Raw genomic sequence first — 13,582 nt, 5'->3', positions numbered from 1 at the left:
CGCAATACAGCACTGCAATAACAGACATTAAAGCAATGAATGCATAAACCTAAATATCCCGAGTCCGTCCTTTTTTTCTGTTTTCGTTTTACCCACGTGTAAACTATACCGGGAGGCATGGACAAATTGCTTTTGTACTCTGTTATTTCCCACTCCTCATATCGCTGATAGTCTGCCTTGCAAGCGACAACTGGTCCTCCAGCGCCCATATTTCTCCCTGCAATTTTGCCTTTTCAGCCTCAAGGAATGCAATTGCATCGTTCATCTCCTCGTTTTTACGTTTTAGATCCAACTCCCGCTGAGCAAGCAGTTTCGCAGCATTTTCCGCCGCTTCCTTTTGTTGTTTTATTTCATTTACCAACGCATTCGCTTCTTCAACTGAAGCGAACGCCTTCATAACCCTTTTGGTCGTTTCTTCCTTAAACGTTTTCTCCCTCCGGTAACCAAGGTCTTTCATGGAATAATATTTGCTTATCATCTTCGCCGCAAATGCAATGTTTATGAATAACAATATTATTATTAAAGTCTTTGCGTTTACCGAAAAACCCTTTGCCTTTGCCTGTTCATTTCCCATAATTTACACTCCTCGTTAGTGTATTTAAATTCTTACTATCATATAAACGCTTATCTTTCCGTTATGTCCCTAAATACACCTTCAATTCTTAACGGCTTACCATTTTCATCACGGACAAGATTACACGTTGTTTCAGAAATAAACTTTTCTCCATTTTTTCTTTTGCAATAAGCGGTAAAATCCCTCCAGACTTCCACCTCTTCCAATTTTTCCAGCAATTCCTTCCTGTCGTCAGGGTTTACATAAATATCCGCCAATCGCGAACCAACTACTTCTCCCGGCGAGCTGTATCCAAGAATCTCTGCACCTGCCTGATTAATCCACTTAAATACGCCGTCCTTGCCGGGTTCACACTGAAAAATCCCCTCCTTCAAAGAATTTAATAACAGTCTGTATCTCTTTTCAGACTCAATAATATCCAGCTCCGCCTTTTTTCGCTCAGTGATATCCCTGAGTACGCCACGAATAGCAACAGGCTTGCCTCTTTCATCTCTGACCAGGGTGCTGGTACGTTCCGCGTAAAAAGTCTCCCCATTCTTCCTTTTAAAGAGCGACGTAAAATCACGCAACATACCCTCTTTTTCCAGCTTTTCGCAAAGCAGCCTTCTGTTCGCTGAGTCCACATAAATATCTCTAACTTTTGTACCTATTACCTCTTCGGGGTTGTCAAACCCAAGAATCTCAGCGCCGGCCTTGTTGATAAACGTAAATGTACCTTCCACTTCAGGCTCTGACTGATAAATACCCTCTTTCAAAGACTCAAACAGTTCTCTGTAACGGCGCTCGGACTCAATCACTTTTTTTTTTCCTCATCCAGTGCGCACGCAGTAGTAAGCTGCCGGGCAATAAGAACTGCCGCGATTATAATGGGAAACGCAAGAAACAACAAAATCGCATTTACAACATACTGAAGATTATAGACAACGCCGTACCCTTCATCCTTGTCGATTTCTGTAATAAGCCCCCAGTTGAAATCCGGCATCCATCGCCACACACCCAATACCGTTACCCCGCTATAATCTTTGTATCCCCTTGCGTCAAACCCGTCAGTGCCTGCAATACACTGGGCTACGCCATACGTCAACACATCAGTGCCAGGCTCAACCACCTTCAGTTCCAGTGAACACCGCTTTTCCACCACACCCATTTCCCTGAGCGTTTCGGCAAACCGTGATTCAGTGATCATGTACCCTTCTCTGTTCACGAGGTATGCCTCACCCGTTGTGCCCAATTCAACTTTTACGACCATATCGCTCAACGTGTTAATGTCAAGTCGTAAAACTATTACCCCGTTGATTATGCCTGATTCGTCTTTTACCGGTGCCGAAACAAACATGGTAGGCACACCCATTTCTTTTTCACCATTTTCGTTTATAAGTGGAATATCAGCAGGGTGCACCTCAGAAACGAACGTTTTACCCCTTGTAGCCTCCGTAAAATAATTTTTTTGGGAAACATCGCCTCCCACCATAATTTCCATTGTTGAAATGGTAACCAGGCCATTGCTGTTGCATAGAAATATTTCTTTGTATCCGTATTCAGATATTAACCTGTTCAGATACAATAAAATACTTGCATAATCTGCGTCTTTCTTTGTAATTTTCAAACTCTTAAGAATGACAGGGCTGTCGCCAATCACACGAGCGTCTTTCTGCCTTTCGCGCATCCATGTTCGTATCAAATCCTCTTGCTTAGACTCAACCCCCTGCAGGTTTCTTACCAACTCCCTCTCAACATCGGACTGCATCTTCGGATACGCGACGATCCTCAGTACTACCAAAGGCAGCAAGGTAAATGCAATCAGCAAAAAAATGAGTCGATTCCTGATCGAAATAAACATTTTTTTCTCCATAATTTAACAAAATTGCACATCCAAAAATAACTATTACAACCTGTAACCGTTTTTCACTTCCCACCTTGCCTGCCAGTGCGAAGGATACTCACGCTTTCCAAGTTTATCAAACACAACGACAACTATCATCAGAATAATAACACCTACCATAACGGGGTTTAAGTGTACATATACCCCAGAACCTAAACCTCCGGACTGTACTGCTACATAAGCTATGGCACCTGCCGGAGGATGAATAGAGCATGTTACCATTATAAGTACGACCGCAATGGCAACGCCAATTGAAATCTAATACCAGTTAGTGCCAAACAAATCATAAATCACACACCATGAGCACGCACCGGCAAAATGCATCATAATCACATTTCTAGGCTGCGCCAGGGGGGCTTTATACGCCTCGTAAATCAACACCGCAGACGCACCAAAAGGGCCTAATAACATAGAAAATCCTGAAGAAAACGCAAGCCATGACGTAATCTCTATGCCTTTGATCGCACCAAACAAGGCTAAACCACAACTCCCTCGCAGAAATCGCCGAATGCAACATTTTCGGCAACTTCTTTACCGTCTCTAAAAGCGACATTTTTTTCTCTCCCTCATTTTTTAGATGCAAAAAAAATTCGCTAAACAAGCACAACAACAGATATTATTACCATCATCTCACCATCTTAGCATTTTACAGGGTTTCATTTCCTCTGCACAAAAAACTCCTGCTGCATAACTCATCCGTCAACCCCAATCACGAGTTATCCGCTGTTCAGAATAATGAGGATAAGACCCCTGCATAACGAAAAAATCATGTCCCCCTCTCTCTTTCTCTCTTAACACGCCCTTAATTTACCAAAATCTTTCCCAGATGAACAAGTATCATCAATAAAAACAAAACAACCATCAACATTAACTACGGCCATACCAAACCTATTAGAGTAAATTGCAAGACTTGCATTTGTACGGTATACGACATATACGAAAAATATACCAACACCCCCACAAAAAACAAAAAAACCTTCCCCTGATAACGTAACATATATAAATACCTATATTTGCGTAATAATCAGAAAAAGGGCGCTCAAATAAAATATTTGCAGGCAAACATTAAAAATATTTCATAATGCAATAGCAATTTCAGTATGAAATCATTTTATGCCATCATCGGGAATTTCATGTTGGGGTTTGATTTTGTATTTTTTGATCTTTCTCCAAAGTGTTGTTGTCGAAATGCCGAGCACTTGCGAAACCTTTGTCTGGTTGCCGCCATATTTATTCATTGCCTCAACTATGGCGTTTTTTTCCTGTTCCGACAGGGTTTCAACAATAGAAGATTTTACCGTCACATCCCTCTCCGGATTGCTATTATGCGCAACAAACCCTCCCGTAGGAAGCGGAAGCGCCTCTACCCCGATTACCTGATTCTTCGACAAGGCAACCGCCCTTTCTACAATATTTTGCAATTCCCTGATATTGCCCGGCCAATCATAATTCAGCAAAACAGCCATCGCGCTACCGGAAAAGACCCTTTTGTCCTTTTTTAATTTATCTGTATACAACTCCAGAAAATAATTGACCAGCAAGGGGATGTCTTCCTTTCGCTCTTTTAATTGGGGCAAATGGATGCGTATAACGTTAATACGGTAAAACAGGTCTTTTCTAAACCGTCCCTGATTAACAGCCCTCTCAAGATTTTCATTTGTTGCGGCAATAATCCTCACATCCACATGTATTGATTTGTTTCCGCCTACCTGTCGAATTTCCCCATCTTGCAGAAAACGCAAGAGTTTTACCTGGGTAGAGGCAGACGTTTCCCCGATTTCATCCAGAAAAATAGTTCCCTTATGTGCATGGTGGAACAACCCTACCTTCTCTTTCACCGCCCCGGTAAAAGACCCTTTTGCGTGGCCAAAGAGTTCGCTCTCCTGCAAATTTTCCGGTAACGCGCCGCAATTAATAACAACAAACGGGTATCCGCTGCGGGGGCCGTTGTAATGAATCGCCCTTGCAATCAACTCTTTCCCGGTTCCGCTTTCTCCCGTTATCAGGACAGTGCTTTCGGTGCGGCTCACATCTGCTGTAACCTTCAGTACCTCTACCATAACGGCAGAATTGCCGATAATCCCCTCCAGCTTATATTTTTCCCTTACTTCTCCTTCCAGATATTTAAGCCGCTCTTTCAGTTCCTTTTTTTCAAGGGCATTCTTAGCAACCTTTAACATTTCCTGATAACGAAAAGGCTTGGTGACATAATCGTACGCGCCTTCCCGGATCGCCTGAACAGCCGTGCTAATAGCGCCATATGCCGTAATTACTATTACCTCGGTCGCCGGATTTTCTGTTTTTACGGCATTGAGCACCTCCAAACCATTCACCTTCTTCATCTTTAAATCCGTCACTACCAGATCGTATACGTTGCCGTCCGACAGCTTCTTAATCGCACCTTCACCACTTGATACACACTCTACGTGATACCCTTCGTCCTTAAACGCAATCAGGAGGGACTCTCTCATTGCATCCTGATCTTCTACTACAAGTATTTTATAGTTTTTCATGATTAAAAAATTATCCTGCCAAAAGGTTGCCCTGCACATCCTGTTTTTCGTTCATAACGGGCAATTTTATATAAAAAGCCGTTCCCCTGCCATATTTACTCTTCACATCTATCGTACCTCCATGCTCATCAATGATACGCTGAACAACGGACAGCCCAAGCCCGGTGCCTTCCGATTTTGTCGTATAAAAAGGCTCAAATACCTTGTTTATTTCGTGCTCAGCCATCCCAATCCCGTTGTCCGATATGATGATCTCGATTGCATTTCTCAAAAATAATGTAGTTTTCCGTACAACAATCCTGATTCGGCCGCCATCGGGCATTGCATCCAAAGAATTTATAAATAAATTCCATAATATCTGATGGATTAAATCCGTATCAATATAGACTTTAGGCAGTACGGTTTCGTAGATTTCCTTTATTTCAATTTTATCCGTAAACCTCTTATCCTGCCCTAAGAGAAAAATGGTATTTTTAATTATTCCCTTGATGTCCTGCAAAACTAAGGAAGGCTCGCGGGGATGCGCAAACGACAGGAAATCGCTTATAATCCTGTCCAACCTTTCCGATTCCCCGACAATCATTTCCAGCAAATCCATGTCCTGTCCGGACAATTTCAGATGTGAATCTAAAATCCCAACCGAATTGCAGATTGCCCCCAGAGGGTTTCTTATTTCATGGGCAATTGCGGCGGCCAGTTCACCCATTGAAGCCAGTTTTTCGGAGCGCCTGACCTGATCTTCCATCCTTTTCCTCTCGGAAATATCTCTGACAAACTCTCTGATAAATATACATTCGCCTGTTTTCCGGTTGTAAAAACCCGTCCCATGAATCTCGACATTTATTTCATTTCCGGATTTCGAGAGAAAGACCGTTTCCAGCTCGCTGCTTCCCGTCTCTTTTATCAGGTTTATATGCCGTTTTATCTCGTCGCGGTAACCGGCAGGAACGATATCTCCAAGTTTCATCTGTTTCATTTCTTCAATAGCATATCCCAGTTTGTTTAGCTCCGTTTTGTTGACGTCGGTAAAATTCCCTTCAGGATGAATCTCGTGAATCATTTCCGGCGCATTCTCCACAAGATCCCTGTATTTTTTTTCTGATTCTTTGATAGACAAAAACAGCCTGGCATTTTCAATGGTAATCGCTATTTGAGAAGTCAACTGGTTTAATACGTCATAATGCATTTCCTTAAAAGCGTTTTTCTTATAGCTCCCTAACGTTAACGTCCCAATCGATTCCCCTTTTGATTTCAATGGAAAACATAAATAGGAATGTATCTCTTTTTCATAGAGTTTGTTGTCGAAAGCGTATTCTCCACTGCTTGTGTCCGCAACAAAGACGGGGACTCCCTTTTCAAAAACAATGTCCTGCGCCATTGTTTTTCCCGGTAGTTGTTGAATGCCCAGCCAATTTTTTGCCAACAACACCCCGTCAACAATATTCGATTCTTCAAACATTTCAGGCCCGTCCGGAAAATACGCTACGCTTAACCATGTAATATCAATCATGCGTTTCAATTCCCTGAATACCGCCTCATAAACCGCCTTAATATCAATGCCGGAAGCTATTGTCTTATTAATATTATTAATAATATCCTTTTCCAGGGCTATCAGCTTAACCTTTGTGATGTCCTTTGAAATGACTACAAAACCAATGGGTTTCCCATTTTCAGAGCGCCGCAACGTTGCCGTATCATGCACCGGAAAGACTTCGCCGTTTCTCCTCCGTTTCATCACTTCGCCTTCAAATCGTCCGCTCTTAAAGGCCTTTTCAAGGATGAAATCTACCTTTCCGGACTCAATATCCTCTTCCACGTGAAGTTTTCTTATATTAGCAATGCCAATCATCTCCTCCTGCCGGTATCCAAAAATCAGGCTCGCACCTTTATTAAAAGCAAGAATGTTGCCGCTCAAATCCTGGGCAATAATAGAATATTCCGTAGAACCGGCGAGAATACTATTTAAAAAATTGGTTGTGGACTGAAGTTCGAGGGTTCGTTCCTTAACTTTATTTTCAAGGTCAATCGTATAATTTCTCAGTTTTATCGTTTTTTCTTCAAGAGATGCCGCCATCACATTAAACTCTTTTGCCAGTTTTCCTATTTCATCGTTTCTTTCTTTATATATTACCCTTTGCCCCAGATCACCGCCGGTTATTTTTTTCGTTACTTCGGTAATTTCATAAATAGGAGAGGTTATTCTCCTGCTAAAGTAAAAAGCAGCCAGGGTAAGCGGAAATGCCAGCACCATTAACATAGAGAGTACAAAGTTTTTTAAACTATAGGCAGTTTCATAGCCTTCGTGAATGTTTATCTGTGTAAGCAACCCGCAGTTAATATCGGCAATCCAGCACCATGCGCCCAACACCTTGCATCCGTTATAATTAATATACCCTTTTGTATCGTATCCATCTCTGCCGCTCAAACACTCCGCCACTCCCGCAGTACGCATTCCGGTACGGGGATTTAATACTTTTAATTCAAATATGGTGTTTCTTCGTATCAGTCCTGAACTTTTTAATTCCTCTAAAAACCGTGACTCTGTTACCATATAACCTTCCCGGTTAATCAGAAAGGTCTCTCCTGTGGCCCCTAACTTTACATTTTTTAAAATGTCGTTAAGAGGCGTTGTATCGATGCCAAAAACGACGGCGCCCAGAAGAGAATTGTCCGGTTTAAGGATCGGAGCTGATAAAAATATTACATAACTTTCCGCAGAACGGTCTGCCTCTGCCTCATCCTCCATGAAAAAAGGCGTGATGCCTGACGTCTCCATTTCCCCCATTAGCGCTTCACGGCAATACTCAGCATACCTGTTGCTTCTTTCAGCAGGTTTTGGAGCCGAAGCAACCACGCTTCCCCCCAAAGAGACAACACCTATCGTTTTATATCCATACTCGTTTTTAATCTTTTCGGTATATGCTGACAAGGCGGAAAAATCATCGCCGGAAATGGCACTTGCAAATGAAACAGAAATATTTTTTGTTATCATTTTCGCCTCGTGTTTCCGCTCATTAAGCCACATCTTTATCAGCTCTGCCTGCTTCTGTTTCACCCCTTCCAGGTTACGCACCAACACACCTTCCAGGTCAGATTTGGCCTTGGGGAATGCGAAAAAAAGAAGCAGCAACAACGGCGTAAATGAACATAATAACAATATTAAAATGAAACTTTTTTTTATGGATTTAAATAAAAACATAATCTGTGTTTTTAACAAGGTAAAAGAATACTTACGGGAAAATTAGGAACAAGCCGTAAGATGTTTGGTGTTTTCTCGTTTTTTTTGCGGCACATTTATTCTTTCCTGTCGTGTTCCTTACTTTCTCCAGCCCGCTGTTCCAGCAAGGCTCTCGATTTCTCAATCGCTGCATGAAGTTTCTTTTCCAACAACTCTTTTGGAGGCAATTCGGTTAAATATTCTGCAATCTTAATGGAAGACTTGTTCAACTCCAGCAGTTCAATCTTTCTACACCTTCCCCCTCCAAATTCTTCTCATCCTTTCCTTTTACTTCTTCACCAGTTTCCATCTTCCCTTAGTTTTAAACTTCCGTTTGGTTCGACCCACCAACCTTTCAGCTTACGTTAAAGTAATCGAGTGAAGTCTTCGTTATCAATTGCCATTCGCTTCTGTCTGGCAACAAAGGTAAATCCTGCGCCAAGTTCCAGAATAAAAGATTCCAGTTCCCTTAGAATCGCAGCCTCCATGTCAGATTCGCTGTATATATCTTTCAGATTTAAAAAATCCAGCACGTAGGGATCACGAAAAACAAGGTCTGGTGATATTTTATCGTTAGAACGTAATTCAGCCAATTCGTGCTTTGCCAATTCTTCTGGTTTTCTGGAAATAGCCGTGCGCTCATAAAGCATTGAATCGATCTTCTTGCGTAGGGTACGTACACTCCACCGCTCTACCCTGCACATTTCAGTGTAAAACTCTCGTTGCAAAGGTTCTTTTAAGGGAATTAGTGCGATAAAATGAGTCCAGCTTAAATGCCGTATCAGCGATACGACAATCTCTTTGGATGGGTAAACATCTGCGAATTGAATCATTCTGCGCAGATTTTTTCCGGAAAAATTGTTGCCATATTCCAATATTAATTGTCGTGACAGTGATACGATAATCTCTCTGCCATATTCCGCCCGTTTTCCTTTCAGAATTTCTTCATTAACCCGCTTTCCAATCTGCCAGTAAAGCATGGTTATAGCGGCATTGACCGTTGAGGCAACTGTATGGCGGGCTTCCTCGATAAGGCAACGAACGTCCTTATAAAAGTTGCTTACAACAATATCTTCCACATTTTTTTTCATCACTTTATATCCTGCCCTGATTTTGTTTTGACCGAACCTACCCTGAAGTGTATGTCCCTGACTATACCCCTCCGTACAGGAATATTTTCACCGGAGAACAACCTCTTCCTTATTATTCTTATTCCGATAAACAAGATACAACAATCCGTCTGCCATTGAATAATTGTAAGGGAAGGGGCACAATGTCCCGCTTAATTTACTTATCATATAATTATACATTTCTTCCGCCTTTTGCGGGGACATACCCTCCTTCACTGCATATAAATACCCTAACCCCAGATCCTCGCCTATCGGTGACCGTATACTTGCCAAACCATACTCCGAAGGATTATTGACAATCGGCGAATCCTTTTCCATACCAAACAATGACGGCAAACAAGAATATCCTGCAGAATGCAGATACTCTTCGTTCAGCACAAAGTCAAGTGTTTCCATCGCTTCATTTTCAGTCTCTGTCGGAAACCCCACTATGACGTAAAGGTGAAACGAAATGCCCGCTTTCAAACATTCATCCAGCGTCTTTTTTACCACATCGCGTTTTGTCCCCTTTTTCATTTTATCCAGCACACGTTGACAATACGACTCCAATCCAAACACCAGCTTTTGACACCCTGCTTCCGCCATTTTTTTCAAAACGTCTCCGGTAAGGGCTTTTTCAAAACGCACGCCTCCCATCCATTTTATTTCATCCCTGCTTTTCAATAAGCATTGAGAAATTTCACGCAATTTATTCATCGGGACCGATTCATCCGTAAAGAAGAAACACTTTGTTTGGTATTCCCGTGAAAGTTTCTGTATATCTTCCATTATCAGGTCAGTGCGCCGTAACCGAAAGTTTCTATGGTCAAGGTGCAAATTACAAAAGGCACATTTCCTGTAATAGCAGCCCCGCGAGGTCTGTATGGGCAAAACAAGAGAGGGGGTAAAGTAAAGAGACAGAGGGAACCCTTTAAAATCAGGCGTCGGCAAGGTATTTAAATCTTCCGAAAAGTAATTATCGTTAATCTTTATAACGCCTTTTTCCCGGTAAACAAGATTTGGCACCTTTTTGAAATCATTTTTGCCATCCACCTGCGCACACAATTCCAGTAGTGCGTGCTCTCCCTCAAAAACAATAAAGCTGTCCACCAGTGCAAAAAGTGAATCAACCTTTTTCAATTCCTCTATGAGTTTCGTAAAAACACTTCCGCCAACGGTGATGTGAATTTCCCTGTTTTGTTCTTTTATTAGCTTTGCAAGGGTGAGGCCAGGTACTATTTGCGAAGTGTTAGTAATAGAAATACCTACTATTTTTGGCGTCGTTTCCAAAATTGAGGACAGGACATATTCTTTATAAAAGGAGAGAAAAATATTTTCTCTCTCTGAATGGATTGCCTGCAAAATATCGTTCGAGGAATATACTGAAAACCTCATGGTGTTACTTACCGCCGTCATCACTGAAGGATAAAAAAGGGACGACATAAGCCGAAGGGCTTCATTCACAATATAGACGGCTTCCATATAGCTATCAAGGTGGTAGAAGGCATCAGACCGCAAAATATTTTTTGCGCGTTCTACGTTATGTATGAACCACGGAAGTGCTTCCACGGCCTCTGTTAAAGCATTTCTCTCTTCATGATAATTGAGGCTGTTTATGAGACGTCCTTCTAAACCGCGTAATTTATCCGTAATTTTATTGTAAGATTCGCCGCATGTTTTCTGCGTCAGAAGCATATCCAGCAGCTCGATATTCAAATCTCTCTGTATAACATCGCTGACGCCGTTTTGTTTTAAAAAGGCAGTTAAGGAAGGCAGACTGAGATATGGTTGAGAAGGATGCCATGAAGGAGGAAAAAGCAACAAAACTTTCATTCTTTCACCTTTCTTGCGCTTGTTTCATGGTGAGCGCCACGTCACGCAACGCTCATTGAACAACTATTCCATACATAACCCTATGCTTCAGCATAGATTATGTATAGCAGGCACTGCTTACCGGAAATTGGGCTGTTACGAAGCACGACTTACGATTTACGATTTTAGATTTGGAATTTTAAATCGTACCTCATACTTCATAAATCCCTGCGGGATTGAAAGTATAAAACGTATGGTTCCGGCTTCGTCGTGAGATCAGCCGGACGGTTGCAAACCTGAACCCGCGCAGAGCCGTTCAGAGAGAAAGATTTTCTTCTCCCTTTTTGGTCTTTGCGACTTTGTGTGAATATTTTCATTCCCATTCGTGAGCAACAGTTCCTGATGTTTAATTATACTGCATATTGCGCGTGGTGACAAAAGTACCTGTAGCGGCAGGAGTTCCCCACCCCACCGCCCGATACGGTTGCTGTCAGGAGGAAAACCCCTGACAGCGCAGAAAAATCACCTATTCTCATTCACGGCAATACTTTCGGCGGCATTATTGACTCCAAATTCAACGCCTCCCTCCCGCTCAAAACGTTCATCTGTTTCTGCGATTGCGTCTTTACAGGCAAACCGTAAATCTTAATAAATCCAAGAGAAGCCGCATGGTCAAAGACGTCCGTTTTCTGGTAAGTAGCAAGTTCCTCACTATAAAGGGCGTGAGGCGATTTTCTCCCGACTACGGCACAAGACCCCTTTGACAATTTTACGCGAATCGTTCCATTCACAATTCTCTGACTGCTCAATACATAAGCGACAAGATCCTGATGAAAGGCAGAAAACCAAAGGCCATTGTAAATCAAATCAGCATAATGACTTGAAACTATTTCCTTAAAGCGCAAAGCATCTTTTGTCATATTCATGCCTTCGAGCGCCTTATGTGCGGCATGAAGTATAATGGCAGCCGGCGCCTCGTAAATTTCACGCGATTTTATCCCCACCAGCCGGTTTTCTATATGATCAATGCGGCCAACGCCATGCTCTCCCCCCAGTGCGTTTAGCGTATTAATAAGCGCAACCCCTTCTGTTTTTTTGCCATTTAACGCTATCGGGATACCTTTTTCAAAATCGATTTCTATATATGCCGGTTCGTCAGGGACGTCTTTAATATTTCTCGTCCATTTATAAACATCCGCAGGCGGTTCCATCCAGGGGTCTTCCAATACGCCGCACTCAACACTTCGCCCCCAGAGGTTTTCATCGGTGCTGTACGGACTATTTACTTTTGCCTCAACATGGATTCCATGTTCTTCCGCATATTGAATTTCTTCATCCCTGGACATCTTCCACTCACGCAACGGGGCAATAATCTGTAATCTCGGGTTTAACACCTGTAACGAGACATCCAAACGAACCTGATCATTCCCCTTACCTGTGCAACCATGGGCGACAGCATCCGCCTTTTCATCTTCTGCCGCATCCGCCAGTAATTTCGCAATAAGCGGCCTGCCCAAGGCGGTTGCCAACGGATACACCCCTTCATATAATGCGCCCGCCTGCAATGCCGGCATGACGAAATATTTCACAAATGTATCTTTCGCATCGACAACAATGGCCTTCTTTGCCCCTATTTTCAAAGCCTTTTGACGAATTGATTCAAGATCTTTTACGGCACCCAGATCAACAGTCACCGTAATAACATCCATATCATATTTTTCCGGAATCCACTTAATGGCCACAGATGTATCAAGCCCGCCGGAATACGCCAAAACCACTTTTTTTCTTTGTTTCGTCATAAAATCATTAAACTCCAAGTGTTAAATTACACAATTTAGCTTACAGGCTTGTCAGCATGTTACACAAGATAGATTTGCGATTTACGATTTAAAATCGTACCTCGTAAATCGTAAATCAAAATGCGGACGCCTTATCTTTTTTTGACAACCTTTGTCATGTACCGTAAAAGAACCAAACGCGACACAATTCCCACCACCTTGCCGTCCCTTAACACGGGAACTGCGTGTATTTTTCTGTTCAACATGGCGGCTGCAACTTTTATTATGGTATCGTTCTCGCTGGCAGTAGCGGCCAAAATTGGTTTTGACATAATTTCGGTAATATCCATATCTTTGCACTCAAGACATCTTTTATCAAAATAATCTTCACCCATAATTGAAAATAATGCGTCATCCGAATTTAAATATTTGGGCATAAGCACCTTTAAGAGGTCGGTCTCGGTTACAACCCCAACAAGTTTTTCCTTATCGTCCACCACAAATATGACGTGAAACCTGATTTTCCCAAGCATTTCCATTAGGTTGTAAAATGTACCAGAAGCAGGCACTACTGTTGGATCTGTAACCATAATGTCTCTGATTTTCATACGATATTCTCTCCCTTCCCTAAAAAAATAGTTTATTTATTTTGACAATGATGTGTTTTCCGGTTTTAAATAATTGAAGAAATGAAGGA

At 42.2% G+C, this 13,582-nt stretch carries 10 protein-coding genes and 1 pseudogene; all 11 read right to left on the bottom strand.

The annotated features are described in order from the left end of the window. Positions 1–142: 142 nt before the first annotated feature. Positions 143–574: a hypothetical protein gene (locus M5U24_RS14685; protein WP_099324388.1), complete on the bottom strand. Its 432-nt coding sequence runs from the start codon at positions 572–574 to the stop codon at positions 143–145. A 50-nt stretch (positions 575–624) separates the two neighbouring features. After that, positions 625–1,371, bottom strand: coding sequence for a PAS domain-containing protein (locus M5U24_RS14680; RefSeq protein WP_230405755.1), 747 nt, complete (start codon positions 1,369–1,371; stop codon positions 625–627). Continuing rightward, a complete protein-coding gene (locus M5U24_RS14675; protein ID WP_230405754.1) occupies positions 1,368–2,414 on the bottom strand; it encodes a cache domain-containing protein in 1,047 nt (348 codons plus the stop codon). The genes M5U24_RS14680 and M5U24_RS14675 overlap by 4 nt, the downstream gene beginning before the upstream one ends. A 45-nt stretch (positions 2,415–2,459) precedes the next feature. Next, a pseudogene (locus M5U24_RS14670) lies at positions 2,460–2,867 on the bottom strand (HPP family protein). A gap of 695 nt (positions 2,868–3,562) precedes the next feature. After that, complete coding sequence (locus M5U24_RS14665; RefSeq protein ID WP_099324391.1) at positions 3,563–4,969, bottom strand: sigma-54 dependent transcriptional regulator; 1,407 nt, start codon at positions 4,967–4,969, stop codon at positions 3,563–3,565. Between the two features lie 10 nt (positions 4,970–4,979). Further along, on the bottom strand, positions 4,980–8,042 hold the full coding sequence (locus tag M5U24_RS14660; protein WP_298202816.1) for a PAS domain S-box protein: 3,063 nt from the start codon (positions 8,040–8,042) through the stop codon (positions 4,980–4,982). A 221-nt stretch (positions 8,043–8,263) separates the two neighbouring features. Next, positions 8,264–8,416, bottom strand: coding sequence for a hypothetical protein (locus M5U24_RS14655; protein ID WP_298202814.1), 153 nt, complete (start codon positions 8,414–8,416; stop codon positions 8,264–8,266). Positions 8,417–8,551: 135 nt separating this feature from the next. Then, entirely contained in the window at positions 8,552–9,277 is a 726-nt protein-coding gene (locus tag M5U24_RS14650) for a PDDEXK nuclease domain-containing protein (protein WP_298202852.1), read from the bottom strand. Between the two features lie 87 nt (positions 9,278–9,364). After that, on the bottom strand, positions 9,365–11,128 hold the full coding sequence (locus tag M5U24_RS14645; RefSeq protein WP_298202812.1) for a radical SAM protein: 1,764 nt from the start codon (positions 11,126–11,128) through the stop codon (positions 9,365–9,367). A gap of 515 nt (positions 11,129–11,643) precedes the next feature. Continuing rightward, entirely contained in the window at positions 11,644–12,906 is a 1,263-nt protein-coding gene (locus M5U24_RS14640; protein WP_295101369.1) for an argininosuccinate synthase, read from the bottom strand. 131 nt (positions 12,907–13,037) lie between these two features. Beyond that, on the bottom strand, positions 13,038–13,493 hold the full coding sequence (locus tag M5U24_RS14635) for a CBS domain-containing protein (protein ID WP_099324394.1): 456 nt from the start codon (positions 13,491–13,493) through the stop codon (positions 13,038–13,040). Between the last annotated feature and the right edge of the window lie 89 nt (positions 13,494–13,582).

Origin of the sequence: Candidatus Kuenenia sp. (assembly GCF_027493735.1) — a bacterium.
Taxonomy (GTDB): domain Bacteria; phylum Planctomycetota; class Brocadiia; order Brocadiales; family Brocadiaceae; genus Kuenenia; species Kuenenia stuttgartiensis_A.
The sequence above is the reverse complement of the archived record's forward strand: the minus strand, read 5'-3'. Positions and strand labels throughout refer to the sequence as shown.

Coding starts and splice junctions, on each gene's coding strand:
- M5U24_RS14685 (WP_099324388.1), bottom strand. CDS start 574: ATGGGAAATGAACAGGCAAAGGCAAAGGGTTTTTCGGTAAACGCAAAG.
- M5U24_RS14675 (WP_230405754.1), bottom strand. CDS start 2,414: ATGTTTATTTCGATCAGGAATCGACTCATTTTTTTGCTGATTGCATTT.
- M5U24_RS14665 (WP_099324391.1), bottom strand. CDS start 4,969: ATGAAAAACTATAAAATACTTGTAGTAGAAGATCAGGATGCAATGAGA.
- M5U24_RS14650 (WP_298202852.1), bottom strand. CDS start 9,277: ATGAAAAAAAATGTGGAAGATATTGTTGTAAGCAACTTTTATAAGGAC.
- M5U24_RS14645 (WP_298202812.1), bottom strand. CDS start 11,128: ATGAAAGTTTTGTTGCTTTTTCCTCCTTCATGGCATCCTTCTCAACCA.
- M5U24_RS14640 (WP_295101369.1), bottom strand. CDS start 12,906: ATGACGAAACAAAGAAAAAAAGTGGTTTTGGCGTATTCCGGCGGGCTT.
- M5U24_RS14635 (WP_099324394.1), bottom strand. CDS start 13,493: ATGAAAATCAGAGACATTATGGTTACAGATCCAACAGTAGTGCCTGCT.